The sequence below is a fragment of the Gordonia sp. J1A genome, from assembly GCF_055393515.1.
The window spans coordinates 1,974,150-1,987,747 of sequence record NZ_AP041607.1; the positions used below are offsets into that span (position 1 = coordinate 1,974,150).

A 13,598-nucleotide genomic window follows, 5' to 3' on the forward strand; every position below is an offset into this window, starting at 1 on the left:
TCAGCGCTTGACCGTGGCGCGCCACTCGTTCAGCCACTGTTCACGGTGTGCGTCGATGTACTCCGGCGACATCGTGACGGTCCACGCGGGCATCGGCGCACGCTGCCGCCAGTCGGCGGGCAGCGGGATGTCTTTCTGCACCGGATAGACGTACATGGCCGTGGGCAGCGCGGCCTGCACCTCCGGGGTCAGCATGAAGTCCACGAGCTTGCGCGCACCCGCGGTGTTCGCCGCACCGCGCAGGACGCCGATGTACTCCACCTGCGCGAAGCACGCGTTCAGCAGTGCGCTGGTACCCGGCGTGGCGGCCGGACTCGACGCGTACGACACCACGATCGGCTTGTCGCCGTGCCCGGCGCCGGCGCTGAACAACTGGTTGTAGGCCACTTCCCATCCGGAGACGATCTGGGCGCCGTTGTCGACCAAGCCGCGCCAGTAATCGTCCACTCCGCCCTTGAACCGCCCGATCGTGGTGAGCAGGAAGCCCATCCCGGGCGACGACGTCGACGGGTCGAGGAGGGCCGCCATGTCCCGGTACCGGGGCTGCGTGAGCTGCTCGAGAGACGTGGGCGCCTCGATGCCGTGCTTGTCGAACCAGGCATCGTCGACGTTCAGGCACACGTCTCCCCGGTCGACGGCGGTGAGTTGCCCGGGCGCGCCCTGAATGTCGTACTTCGCCGAGCCGTCGACCGCGGCGGGCGAAGTGTAGGGGTCGAGCGCCTTGGCTTCGATCGGCCGGGCCGCGAAGGTGTTGTCGATACCGAACACGGCGTCGCCCTTGGGCGATCCCGGGGTCAGCGACACCACTGAGGAGAGCTGCCCGGCATCGCCCGAACGCACGATCTTGAGTTCGGTACCGGTCTGCTTCTCGAACCGGTCGATCAGGTTCTGCGGCAGTTCGAACGAGTCGTGCGTCAACAACGTCACCTCGTCGGCACCACCCGATCCGGAGGTGCACGCCGACGTCGCCACCAGCACGGCTGCCAGTGCCGCCGCGACGACAGCGCGGTTGCGCCGCGCGCTGCCGAAGCGCGCGTTGCCGAAGAAGGCCATCTGCTAACCCACGTCCCCTCGATAGAGAAGCCCCCAGATTTCGCCTGCGGGCCAGTTGTTGCTCACCTGAGGCGAATCTAACCAGTTGACGGTGCGTATCCGCATTCGGAGGGCATCCGCAGTCGAAATCCCTCTAACCTCTTGTGTAACAATTTTCACACACGTCTCAGTAGTTTCATGGGATTGTGGCTACACTCGCCTCACTAGACAACTGTTCGTCGACCGAAGAGGATTCAGCCGTGCGACTCGCGCGCTCCCGCCGCACCGCCGCAGCCGTCGCTGCGGCAGCAGTCATCGCCCCCGCTCTGCTCGTCCCGTCGACCGCATCGGCCGAGCCCGCGAAGGACGCTCCGGCCGCGCAGCAGGAGCTTCCGATCCCGGACGCCGCTCACGCGCCCACCGTGGAGCCCAAGGTCCTCGAATCCCTCGGGGCACTGACTCCGGCCCTGATCGGCTCCGCCGCCACCCGCGACTCCGACGGCAAGGTCAACACCGAGCTCCTGACCCAGGTCCGCAAGCTGGCCGACAACCCGGCCGTACCCGCCGAGGCGCAGGACGTCTGGCGCTCGCTGATCGATTTCCTGGGCGAGCCCGGGGCCAAGGAGGCCGCGAAGACCCTGTCGCTCGAGGCGACCCCCGCGGCCGAGAAGAAGAAGAGCGACGCGCCCGACATCCCCACCGGCCCCGGCAAGCCGCGGATCCAGCAGTTCCTGTATCCGACCCTGGGCTTCGGCTGCATGCCCGGCGGCGGCAATTCGGTCGGCATGGCCCTGGTGACGGCCGGACCGCAGGCCGCACCGGCACCCGGCCCGAAGCGCGGCCAGGCCGGCTACGTCTACACCAGCCTCGGCACCGGACCCGCGGTGAAGTCGGCACAGAAGCTCTTCGTCACCTGGCTCAACATCGACAACGGCCGCACCGGACAGCAGGCGCTGCTGCCCAATCCGAAGATCAACGCCACCAAGGGCCCCGGCACGTTCACCGGCATCGCCAACACCGGCCGCGGCCGGATCGTGTCGACGATCTACGGAACCGTGACGACGAAGATCAAGGGCAAGAACGTCTCATGCATGATCGCTCCGACGATCGGCACCGCGATCATCTGAGCCCCTCGACCCGAGTTCGATCAGAGCCCTGGACCATCGGAGGTCCGGGGCTCTGATCGGTTTCAGGGGCGCCGCCGCAACTTGTGACGGACATCGCTATGGCAACGAAAAGCTTTGTGGCGCAACGGCTCCGACATCTCCAAAGGGTCGCATCCAGGTAACGACTCGGACTCGCTCCTTGAGAAATCCAGCGGTTGATTCTCATTATTAACTTAAGAAACTTTAGTCACATCAGCCACAGCGGTCACGGCCGCCGTGGCCGTTGCGCAGTTGTGGAGGTAAGCCAGTGAGTCCACGCACGTACCGATCGATGCGGTTCGGCATCGCCGGGCTCGCAGTCGCCGCCGCAGCACTCGCTGTGCCGGCCGCCGCCGGGGCCGATCCGGCGGCACCGTCGCCCGAGGCGAGCACTCCGGGCACCGCCGTCCCCGAGACGAGCGCCCCGCAGAGCACAGTCCCCGACTCCACGGCACCGTCGGCACCCGACTCCACCGCACCGCAGACGGCCGCACCGCAGGCCGATCAGGTGCGCACCCTGCCGACGATTCCGGGCGACGCCGCGCTCGCCGATCTCCTGCGCAAGCTCAAGGCCACCGGCGGCGACGAGAAGGCCGTCGAGGCGATCACCGCCATCCTCTCCTCCGACGGCCGGCTGGATCTGTCGAAGTACCTGGACAGCGCGAGTGTTCTCAACGGCATCGGTCTCGACGGCGCCGGCCTCGAGAAGCTCGGTCTGGGCAAGCTCGGACAGAGCGACCCGCAGACGCCCGCCCCGGTCGCAGCCACCGTCCCCGCGGCGCCCGCACCGGCTCCCGCTGCCGACGTGCTGACCGTGCTGCAGAAGGTCACCGGAACGTCCCTGCTGTCCCCCGCCGTGGCTCCGCTGTGCGCCGAGCCCACCCCCGACAACCCGCTCGGACTCACCACCGCCCCGGTTCTGGCGGCACCCGGCCCGTGGCCCACCGTCGCCGCCGACCGCACCGGGGTGCTCACTGCGCTCACCTCGCTGTTGCCCGCCGACAGCAAGGAACTGCTGACGGCGATCGGTGAGGATCAGACGGCCTTCGCACTGGTGCCGCCCGGCAAGCCCGACTCGGACCAGTTCCGCGTCGCGTGGTTCAACACCACCACGATGAAGGGCGGCCTGGCCGATCTGAAGCCGCTGTCGGAGGCGGCGTCCGCCGGACCGCTCAAGCAGTTGCTCACCGACACCGAGAACTTCCACGGCGTCCGTCTGGCCCGCGTCGACACCGGTAAGGGCCACATCCTCTCGGCGGTCTTCGGCACCACGACCACCGCCGGCCGCACCTGCTTCTTCCTGCCCGCGCTCGGCACAGTCCAGAACTGACCAGTTCAGGACTGACGCCGATCCCTACTGTGCCGGCCGCACCGGCACTCTCTCACTCCGCCGCAGCCCGGCGGCCCGTCGTAAAGGACCGAATAATGATCACCGCCCGGAAGCGGCTCGCCCGCACCCTCGTCGTGACCGCCGCGGCAGCCGCGCTGACGGTCGGCGGCGTCACCGGCGCACTCGCCGTCGCCGATCCGGAGGACGCCCCGGCCCCCACCGGCGGCCAGACCGCGGGATCGGTGTTCGCCAACCGGACCATCGACGGCCGGGCGCTGGTGCCGGGTGCCGCCGCCGGCCAGCAGTACAGCTACTGGTCCATCGGCGCCGACGAGCGTCTGCATCTGTCCACGGCTGTGCTGCTCGAGCCCCGGGGCAAGGCGCCGGCGGCCGGCTGGCCGGTCGTCGTCTGGGCCCACGGCTCCGACGGCTGGAACGATTCATGTGCCCCGTCGGCCAAGCGCGATGCCGACGACCGCTCGACGCTCAGCCATCTGCTCGGTCGCGGCTACGCCGTCATCGCCCCCGACTACGCGGCCGTCGGCGCGCCGGGTTCACCGCAGTACTCCGACGTCGACGCGACCGCGCACAACATCGTCGACGCGGTCCGTGCCGGAGCCGACGTGGGCTCGTCCTCGCTGTCGCCGAAGTGGGCGGTGGTCGGCTCCACGCAGGGCGCCGCAGCCGCCACGTCGCTGGCCCGCAACGCGACCGCGTGGCAGACCGGTGAGCTCGACTTCCGCGGCGCCGCCGCGACCAGCATTCCGGCCGGCTACGACGACGTGGTCGCCGGCCTGAGTCCGTCGTCCTCGGCGGTACCGACGGCCGTGGTGGCCGACGTCCTCTACACCCTGGCTTCTCAGAGCACCGAGGACCTGGGCACGATCCTCACCCCGCGCGGCGAAGCCCTGGTCCAGAAGGCTCAGAAGCTGTGCACTTCGGCGCTGATCAAAGAGATCGGCGGCACGCAGCTGGCCGACCTGGTCTCGAAGCCGCTCGCGTCGAACGCCGCGCTCGCATCATCGCTGCGCAAGTCGCTCGCGATCCCGGCACGCGGCTTCAACCGCCCGATCCTCATGAGCCAGCGCCTGGTGGACGAGAGCGTCGTGGTGCCCGCATCGCTGCGGTACGTCACCCAGGCGCAGCTCTCGAGCAACAAGGTCAAGATGAGCACGTATCTCACCGGCGACGAGTCGGCGGGCAAGCGTCAGGAGCAGGCCGCCGTCGACAATTTCCTCGGCGGACTGTTCTGAGTCAGCCCATCTCCTCCAATTCCATGCCCTTCGTCTCCGGCACCTTCGCGCGCACGTAGAAGAACGAGATCCCGGCGCACAGCGCGAAGAAGCCGTAGACGAAGGCCGGGCCCACCCAGCCCATCGCGGCCGGGAACAGCAGCGAGATGGTGAAGTTGGAAAGCCAGTTCACTGCGGTGCACAGACCGAGAGCCACCGCTCGGTAGCGGTTGGGGAACATCTCACCGAGCATCACCCACATCACCGGTCCCCAGCTGGCGGCGAAAGCGATGACGAACAGATTCGCGCCGATCAGTGCCAGCACGCCCCAACTCGTCGGGAGCCGCGAGACCGTATCGCCCGAATCGTCGACGGCGTCGTAGACCTGCGTGAAGGCCACCGATGCCAGCACCAGCCCCACGAACATGCCCACGGAGCCGAAGAGCAGCAGCAGTCGGCGTCCCACCCGGTCCACGAAGCCGATCGCCACAAAGGTCATCACCACGTTGATGACCGCCGTGATCACCGAGGTGACGAACGACGCCGACTCGGAGAAGCCGACCGACTGCCACAGGGTGGTCGAGTAGTAGAAGATGGCGTTGATGCCCACGAACTGCTGGAACACGGCGAGCCAGATACCGACCCACACCAGCGGGTGGAGACCGAACGCCGGCCCGGCGAGGTCGCGCATCGACGCCGCGGACTCGAGCTTCACAGTGCGGTGGATCTCCGCGACCCGGCCGTCCGGATCGGGTTCCCCGGTCACGTGAGCGAGAATCCGCGAGGCCTCGCCGTCTCGTCCGCGGACCACCAGATAGCGCGGCGACTCCGGGATCGTCAGCGACAGCACGCCGTAGACGACGGCCGGCACCACACCGACCAGGAACATCCACCGCCACGCCTCGATGTCCAGCCAGAGGGTGTTGGCGGCGGCGCCGGCACTGTCGGCGAGCACCGCGTCCGACAGCAGCGCCGCGAAGATGCCCAGCGTGATCGCGAGCTGCTGCATCGAACCGAGCGCGCCGCGGAACCGGGCGGGCGCGATCTCGGCGATGTACGCGGGAGCGATCACCGACGCGATGCCGATGCCCAGACCCCCGATGAGCCGCCAGAGCATCAGATCCCACACCGTCTGAGTGAGACCGGCGCCGATCGACGAGGCGATGAACAAGGCGGAACCGAGCAGCATCACCTTCTTGCGGCCCCACCGGTCGGCGAGTCCGCCCGCGAACCACGCCCCGAGCGCGCAACCGACCAGGGCGATGGCGACCGCGACGCCGGTGACCAGGTCCGACAGCTCGAACTCGCCCTGGATCGCGTCCACCGCACCGTTGACGACCGAGCTGTCGAAACCGAACAGGAAGCCGCCGACCGCTGCGGCGGTCGAGACTCCGAGGACTCGCATCAGCGGGACGTCTGTGCGCCCGGTCTCCGACGCGGTCATGCGACTGCCGTTCCGGTGCACGACGAGTACTGCGGATTCACCATCGGGTTGAAGGCCATCGCCCCGATCTTCTGATGCACGGTGAACCGCACGGCGCCGCGACCCGGGTGGAGCACGACGTCCCAGTCGGCGGCGTGCGCGCGGGTGGGCACCCGCACGGTGCCGGTCCGTCCGGTCGACAGGTTGCGCCAGGTCACAGTCGTGAGCATCGTCAGCTCGAGCACCGGACCCACCCCGCCCGGATTGTTCGACGAGAGCGTGATGGCCGGCCCCGGCAGTCCGTCCGTCGGAAACGGGCCGCCCGTGTATACATCGACCACGATCCGCAGCCGCGCACCGGGCCACGGATTGGCGCTGTCGCACCGGATGGACCGCACGTACTCGGCGCCGTAGGGCGACGCGTGCGCCTGCGGGACGGCGACGCACCCGGCGGCCAGCACCGCCGCGCTCGCGCCCGCCGCCGCGACCGCCCTCCCCCGGCGCCGTACTCCCCGAACCGATCTCCTGGCTGAGCAGTCTGCAGTACGCATGCTTGGGAGTGTGCCAGCCGGGAGCCGCGAGCGCCGGGACTTCGACCGGGGCGCCGCCGGAGAGGGTCTCGGAGTTCGCCGACGACCGGCGTGCCGATGACCGCGGGCGACTAGCATGAGCGGCATGGCTGACCTCCAGATCGCCCAGGACCCGGTCGCGGACGCACTCCTCTCCACGGACGCCTTCGCACTCGTGACGGGCATGCTGCTCGACCAGCAGTTTCCGATGGAACGGGCGTTCGCCGGACCGGCGAAGATCCTGGAGCGGTTCGGCACCCTCGATCCGGTGGCGATCGCCCACGCCGACCCGGAGGCCTTCGCCGAATTGTGCGCCACTCCGCCCGCGATCCACCGCTACGGGCGGTCGATGGCCGGCCGGATCCAGGAGCTCGCCCGAACGGTGGTGGACGAGTACGACGGCGACACCGCCGCCCTCTGGACCACTGCCCGTACCGGCGAAGAACTGTTCGGGCGTGTCCGCGCGCTGCCCGGTTTCGGCGAGCAGAAAGCCAAGATCTTCGTGGCCCTGCTCGCCAAGCAACTGGACGTGAAACCGCGCGGGTGGACCAAGGTGACCGGTGATTACGGCCGCAAGGGATACCGTTCCGTGGCCGATGTCACCGATCCGGAGTCGCTCCAGCGGGTTCGGGACTTCAAGAAGGCCGCGAAGGCGGCTGCCAGGAAATGACGACCGCTACAATCGTCGACCATGAATAGCAGCGCGAACGAAGTCCGGATGGCCGTCAAGCTGCCACTGCGTCTCGGCTTCGCCACGGCCGGTATCGCACTCTCCACGGTCGAGTCGGTCGTCAACGTCGCGCGGCTCACCGCCGAGAGCATCGAGTCCGAGGTGAACTCGATGCTCGGAATCGACGAGAACAGCGAGATCGCCACTGTCCGGGCTCCGCTCGCGATCCTCAGCCAGGTGGCCGATCTGCTGAGCCCCGACCGCCCCTTCGGCCGGATTCTGGCCAACGGCGGCCCCCTCGACCGCTTGATCCAGCCGGGCGGCGTGATCGACCGTCTCACCGCTCCGGACGGTCTGCTCGAGAAGCTGACCGAGCGCGGTGGCCTGCTCGACCAGATGACGGACGAGAAGGGGATCCTGATGCGGCTGGCCGCTAAGGACGGACCGCTCGACCGGCTCACCCGGGAAGGCGGCGTGGTCGACCAGTTCACCGAGAACGAGGGCATCCTCGAGCGGCTGACATCCGAGGGCGGCATCGTCGACAAGCTGACCGCTCCGGACGGTGTGCTGGAGAAGCTGTCTCAGCCCGGCGGCGTGCTCGACCGCGCCGCCGGCGACGAGGGCCTGCTCGATCAACTGCTCGGCGCCGACGGTGCCCTCGAGAAGCTGATCGCTCCGGGCGGACCGCTCGACAAGTTCACCGAGCTGTCCGAGACGCTCGCCTCGCTGCCGCCGAATCTCGCTGCGATGCAGGAGACCGTCGACCACCTCAACGAGGTCGTGGAACTGCTCAATGCGTCCGTGGCACCGATCGGCGGGCTGGCCGACCGGCTCCCCAAGCGCCTCACCCGCGCCGGAACCGCGGCGACCCCGCAGACACCGACGCGGCCGCAGCTTCCCGGGGACCCGACCGACGACGCCGTCAGCCGGTACCCCGGTCGCTCCTGAGCTACTTCGCGGTCCGGCGCAACCGCACGTTGGCGAACTCGCCGAGACCCCACTGTCCGAGTTCACGGCCGTACCCCGACTGCTTGACGCCGCCGAAGGGCAGGCCGGGCAGCGAGGTCCCGTGCTCGTTCACCATCGCCATGCCGACATCGAGCCGGTCGGCCACGGCCTGCGCGGCCTCGACGTCCGAGCTCCACACCGAACCGGAGAGTCCGTACTCGACGTCGTTGGCCAGATCGACGGCCTCGTCGACCGACGAGAACTTGTAGACCACCGCCACCGGGCCGAAGATCTCCTCGCGGTACGCGTCCATCTCCGGCGTCACATCGGTGAGGACCGCGGGAGCCATGAACGCGCCCGGCCCGTCGAGGGCCTCTCCGCCGGTGTGCAGCGTCGCGCCCTGCTCCACCGCCTGCGAGACCTGCTTGACCACGTTGTCACGCGCGGTGACCGACGACAGCGGCCCCACCTTGGTCCCGTCCTCGGCCGGATCGCCCACCGCGAGCCCGGAGATCGCCGCCGTCAGGTTCGTGACGAAGTCGTCGTAGATCGACTCATCGACGATGAACCGCTTGGGCGAATTGCACGCCTGGCCCGCGTTCATCGTCCGCATGGCTGCGGCGCCGGCGGCCAGCGCCGCGACGTCCGGGGTGTCGAGCACGATGAACGGGTCCGATCCGCCGAGTTCGAGCACCGACTTCTTGAGACTGCGCGCCGCGACTTCCGCGACCGCCGCCCCGGCACGGCTCGATCCGGTGAGTGAGACGCCCTGCAATCGGCGATCGGCGATCATCGTCGCGATCTGCTCGTTGGTCGCGAAGACGTTGATGTAGGCGTCGGCGGGAACCCCGGCTGCGTGCGCGATCTGTTCCATCAGCTCCGACGACGCAGCGCAGATCGGGGCGTGCTTGAGGATGATCGTGTTGCCCAGCAACAGATTCGGGGCTACGAACCGGGCCACCTGGTAGTAGGGGAAGTTCCACGGCATGATGCCGAGGATCGGGCCGATCGGCGTGCGGGTGACGATCGACTCCGCGGCTCCCTGCGGATCGAGTTGCTCGGTCTCCAGCAGAGCCGGGCCGTTGTCCGCGTACCAGTCGTAGATCATCGCCGTCAGTGCGAGCTCACCCAGACCCTGCTTGGTCGGCTTCCCCATCTCCTTCGTGATGACCGCGGCCAGTTCGGACGCCCGGTCGCGGTACGCCGCGGCGGTGTCGCGAAGCATCTGTACGCGCTGCTCGATCGGAGTCTGCCGCCACTGGCGATATGCCTTCTCGGCGCGTTCCAGGATCGGATCGATCTGGTCGTCGGTGATCGTCGGAAACTCGCGCTCCACGACGCCGGTGGCGGGGTTCTGGGTCACATAAGCAGTCATATGCGAATGCTACGCGTGCGAAGGTGGCGTCGCCGGGCTTCCTCCGAAGGCCGCGCGCACCGCTGCGGCGTACTCGTCGACGGTCCGCGCGGCGGTTCCGCGAGCGGCGATCGACACGGTCACCGTGGCACCGATTCCGTGCACGCCGTGGGTGAGTCCGTGGACCGCGGACAAGGCCGGGAACCCCGCGGTGAACAGCACTCGACCGCCCGCCAGCCGGAGGTCGCCGTCCCCGCGGTTCACCGACGAGACCACGGTCGCACCCGCCACCCGCTCCGGGACCGGCGCCGCGGACGAGAGCCGGACGGCCAGCGATCCCAGTACCGACGGAGCGCAGTCGGCCGCCCAGCGGTCGACGCGGGCCACCGCAGAACGGTCTCGCCGCCGCGCCGCGTCGAGCTGGCTCGCGATCGCCCCGGATCGAGCACGCCGATCGAGGTCGGGGCGCAGATCGACGCCGACGGAGAAGAAGTCGTTCCGGCGCCGAGCCGCCGGTTCTCGGGTCGCCGGTTCACGGGAGACGGCGACCTCTGCGACCACCCGGCCGTCAGGACTCCTCCCGCCGAAGCGCCCGAGCACCTCGGCCAGCCCCACCAGTGCCCCGACGGTGACCGAGGATCCCAGCCGCCGGACCGACGATCGCGGCAGCGTCACCGTCCGCAGCTCCACCGCGCCGGGATCCGGACGATTGAGCACGGTCGGCTCGATCACGTCGGCGCCCGGTGTTTCCGCTGTGCCGCAACGGGATCGGAGCATCCACGCGGCCGCACCGGCGACGGTTCCGGTCGCCAGTCGCGGCACGATGGCCGCGGCGCCCGCGGCGGCGGCCACTGCGGAGGCCACGGCGGAGGGAAGCGGCGCGCCGCTGCGCACCCGGTCGGGCCGACCCTGCGTCAGCAACCGTCGTGCGATCGCCGAGACCCGCCGCCCGCCACCGAGCGCATGCGAGATCTGGAGCACCACGATGTTGGCCGGGCCGTCGGCGTCGGGCACATCCGTGAGCGATTCGAACAGATGCAACCGCCACAGCGGCCCGGCGGTGCGGTCGCCGCTCGCCATGAGGTGCCCCAGGGCGGCCAGGCATTCGGTCCACGTGGTGGCCGGGTGTCGGCAGAACTGCTCGGGACGGGGACGCGACGCGCGCCAGCGCGGATACCCGAGATCCCACGGCACGCGGGCGACGCCGAGACGCAGGTCTGCGATCTCGGACGCGCGGGGCGCGAGTTCGGCGAACGGATCGGCCGACGGGTCGTCCGGCGCGTCGAACGCATACAACAGGAACTGATCGTTCGCCGTGGTCAACGATCGCCAGTACATCGCCGCGTCGGGCGGCGTCAACGCGCTCACGAGACCTCCTCGCCATCGCTCGATGGCAACGTGGGCATAATGCGGTGCAGTGTCAGGCGTCGCGGCCGCGGCGCCGGAAAGGCTCCACCCGTGTCCAGTGCCCCCACACCCGCACAGCCCACTCCCGGCGCATCCGCGTCCCGGCCGGAGTGCGTGTACCGCCTCGATGACATTCCACCCACCACACCGGTCATCGTAGGGGTCGGCCAGGCAGCCGAACGCATCGACGACGCCGACTACGCGGGCCTCTCCGAGGCCGACCTCGCGGCCCGCGCGGTGAGCGCGGCGCTCGCCGACACCGGGGCCGACGACGTGGCACGCCTCGTCGACACCGTGGTGGCGGTCCGATCGTTCGAGCGGTCGAGCCCGGCGTCGTCGTCGCCCTTCGGCCGGCCGGACAACATGCCGCGCGCGGTGGCACGCCGCACCGGCATGGATCCGCGCAGGGCCGTCGAAGAGGTGACCGGCGGGCAGAGCCCGCAGCATCTGGTGAACGAGTTCGGCGCCGAGATCGCCGCCGGGCGTGCCGACGCGGTGGTGTTGTTCGGGGCCGAGGTGATGTCGACGGTCCGCCACGCCCAGCGCTCGGGCACCGCACCGGACTTCAGCGAGACCGTCGGCGGGCAACTGGAGGACCGTGGCTACTCGATCGGCGGCCTCACCTCGATCGACGAGGTGAAGCACGGGGTCGTCATCCCCATCTCCCAGTACTCGATCGTCGAGAACGCGCGGCGCCACCGTCTCGGACTCGGCGCCGCCGAGTACGCGCGGTCGATGGGCGAGCTGTTCGCACCGATGACGCGTGTGGCGGCGCGGAACCCCTTCGCCGCCGCCCGAGAGGAGTTCACCGCCGAGGAGTTGGCGACCGTCACCGACCGCAACCGCCGCGTCTCGGTCCCCTACCCGCGCCGAATGGTGGCTCGCGACCACGTCAACCAGGCCGCATCCGCGGTACTGATGTCCGTCGCGGCCGCCCGGTCGGCGGGGATCCCCGCCGACCGCTGGGTCTTCGTCCACGGCCACGCCGACCTGCGGGAGAAGCCGCTCCTGACCCGGCCGGACCTCTCCCGCGGACCCGCGTCGGTCGCCGCTGTCCGGGAGGCACTGCGCCTGGCGGGCACCGATGTCGACGACGTCGCGCACTTCGATCTGTACAGCTGCTTCCCGGTCGCGGTCTCGCACGTCATCGACGAGCTCGGACTCTCGCCCGACGACCCCCGTGGACTGACCGTCACCGGCGGGCTCCCCTACTTCGGCGGGCCCGGCAACAACTATTCGATGCACGGCATCGCGGAGATCGTGTCGCGGGCGCGGCGCGAGCCCGGCTCGTTCGGCCTGGTCGCAGCCAACGGCGGCGTCTTGAGCAAGTACTCGGTGGGCGTGTACTCGTCCGTCCCCGCTCCCTGGCGTCCGAGCACCTCCGCCGACCTGCAACGCGAATTGGACGCCGCACCGTCGGTGCGGGTGGCGCACTATCCGAACGGCCCGGCGACGATCGAGTCGTTCGTCGTCATCGATCCCGACGGCGAGGCCCCCGGAGCCACCGTGGTCGGCCGGCTCGGCGACGGCGCCCGGTTCGTCGCGGCCGTGGACGACCCCGGCCTGCTCGATCTGCTGCGCGCCGACGACGACCCCATCGGAACGCCGATCTTCGTCCGCGCGTCGACGAACCAGAACCACGCGGCACGCACACGCGACGTCCTCGATGCGCGCCATCCGCGCGCGGCGGTCGGATTCGCCGAGCGGTACGAGCATCTGCTCGTCCGGCGCGAGGGACGGGTGCTCGAGGTGACGATCAACCGGCCCGAGGTCCGCAACGCGCTGAATCCGGCGGCGAACGCGGAACTGGACTCCGTCTTCGACGCGTACTTCGCCGATCCCGATCTGTGGGTTGCGATCCTGACCGGCGCCGGCTCGGCCGCGTTCTCGGCGGGCAACGATCTGAGCGCCGGCGCCCAAGGAGGCCTCGCGATGCCCGCCAACGGCTTCGCCGGGCTCACCGCGCGGCGCGACCGGATCAAGCCGGTGATCGCCGCGGTGAACGGTTTCGCCCTCGGCGGCGGGCTCGAGATCGCCCTGGCCTGCCATGTGATCGTCGCGGACGAGGAGGCCTCCTTCGGTCTGCCCGAAGTGAAGGTCGGTCTGGTCGCCGCGGCCGGCGGGCTGGTCCGCCTCCCCCGCGTCGTCCCGCCCGCCCTCGCCCGCGACATGATCCTCACCGGACGCCGCATCGACGCCGCGGAGGCGCTGGCGTACGGCCTGGTGTCGAGGGTGGCACCGCACGGTGAAGTGATGTCCGCCGCCCGCGCCGTGGCCGAGGAGATCCTGGCCGCGTCACCGGTCGCCGTTCGCGCCTCACTGGCGGCGATGGCCGGATCCGAATCGCAGCCGGACACGGTCCGGGCCGTGGACGAGAGCCTCGCGGTCCTCGACACCGTCCTCGTCTCGGAGGATCTCCGCGAGGGTGTCACGGCCTTCGCGCAGAAGCGCGAACCGCAGTGGAGAGGATGCTGACTCCCCACTGAAA

The 13,598-nt window shown here is 69.8% G+C and carries 11 protein-coding genes; 6 read left to right on the forward strand and 5 right to left on the reverse strand.

The features are described from left to right. Window positions 1-1,053, reverse strand: a complete 1,053-nt coding sequence (locus tag ACZ5QD_RS09245; RefSeq protein WP_006895828.1) for a thiamine ABC transporter substrate-binding protein — start codon at window positions 1,051-1,053, stop codon at window positions 1-3. Window positions 1,054-1,292: 239 nt separating this feature from the next. On the opposite strand from ACZ5QD_RS09245, the gene ACZ5QD_RS09250 reads away from it, so the two are divergent. The 3 genes from ACZ5QD_RS09250 (at window position 1,293) to ACZ5QD_RS09260 (ending at window position 4,760) form a co-directional block, all read left to right on the forward strand. After that, complete coding sequence (locus ACZ5QD_RS09250; protein WP_464367238.1) at window positions 1,293-2,159, forward strand: Rv1157c family protein; 867 nt, start codon at window positions 1,293-1,295, stop codon at window positions 2,157-2,159. Between the two features lie 286 nt (window positions 2,160-2,445). Next, window positions 2,446-3,507, forward strand: a complete 1,062-nt coding sequence (locus ACZ5QD_RS09255; RefSeq protein WP_464367239.1) for a hypothetical protein — start codon at window positions 2,446-2,448, stop codon at window positions 3,505-3,507. Window positions 3,508-3,602: 95 nt separating this feature from the next. Continuing rightward, on the forward strand, window positions 3,603-4,760 hold the full coding sequence (locus tag ACZ5QD_RS09260) for an alpha/beta hydrolase family protein (RefSeq protein ID WP_062367012.1): 1,158 nt from the start codon (window positions 3,603-3,605) through the stop codon (window positions 4,758-4,760). Window position 4,761: 1 nt separating this feature from the next. Here the strand turns inward: ACZ5QD_RS09260 and ACZ5QD_RS09265 are convergent, their stop codons facing one another. Next, window positions 4,762-6,183 (reverse strand): sugar porter family MFS transporter, encoded by a 1,422-nt coding sequence (locus ACZ5QD_RS09265; RefSeq protein ID WP_464367240.1) that lies wholly within the window; start codon window positions 6,181-6,183, stop codon window positions 4,762-4,764. Beyond that, window positions 6,180-6,713, reverse strand: coding sequence for a hypothetical protein (locus ACZ5QD_RS09270; RefSeq protein WP_464367241.1), 534 nt, complete (start codon window positions 6,711-6,713; stop codon window positions 6,180-6,182). Before ACZ5QD_RS09270 ends, ACZ5QD_RS09265 begins: the two co-directional genes overlap by 4 nt. A 124-nt stretch (window positions 6,714-6,837) precedes the next feature. Between ACZ5QD_RS09270 and ACZ5QD_RS09275 the strand changes: the two genes are divergently transcribed. Then, on the forward strand, window positions 6,838-7,401 hold the full coding sequence (locus tag ACZ5QD_RS09275) for an HhH-GPD-type base excision DNA repair protein (protein WP_039867210.1): 564 nt from the start codon (window positions 6,838-6,840) through the stop codon (window positions 7,399-7,401). Between the two features lie 21 nt (window positions 7,402-7,422). Next, on the forward strand, window positions 7,423-8,349 hold the full coding sequence (locus tag ACZ5QD_RS09280; RefSeq protein ID WP_045540711.1) for a hypothetical protein: 927 nt from the start codon (window positions 7,423-7,425) through the stop codon (window positions 8,347-8,349). A 1-nt stretch (window position 8,350) separates the two neighbouring features. Here the strand turns inward: ACZ5QD_RS09280 and ACZ5QD_RS09285 are convergent, their stop codons facing one another. Together ACZ5QD_RS09285 and ACZ5QD_RS09290 are read right to left on the reverse strand one after the other, a co-directional pair. Continuing rightward, window positions 8,351-9,724: an NAD-dependent succinate-semialdehyde dehydrogenase gene (locus tag ACZ5QD_RS09285; RefSeq protein WP_222111496.1), complete on the reverse strand. Its 1,374-nt coding sequence runs from the start codon at window positions 9,722-9,724 to the stop codon at window positions 8,351-8,353. Window positions 9,725-9,733: 9 nt separating this feature from the next. Beyond that, on the reverse strand, window positions 9,734-11,071 hold the full coding sequence (locus tag ACZ5QD_RS09290; RefSeq protein ID WP_464367242.1) for a hypothetical protein: 1,338 nt from the start codon (window positions 11,069-11,071) through the stop codon (window positions 9,734-9,736). A gap of 90 nt (window positions 11,072-11,161) precedes the next feature. On the opposite strand from ACZ5QD_RS09290, the gene ACZ5QD_RS09295 reads away from it, so the two are divergent. Then, complete coding sequence (locus ACZ5QD_RS09295; RefSeq protein WP_464367243.1) at window positions 11,162-13,585, forward strand: acetyl-CoA acetyltransferase; 2,424 nt, start codon at window positions 11,162-11,164, stop codon at window positions 13,583-13,585. The last annotated feature ends 13 nt before the right edge of the window (window positions 13,586-13,598 follow it).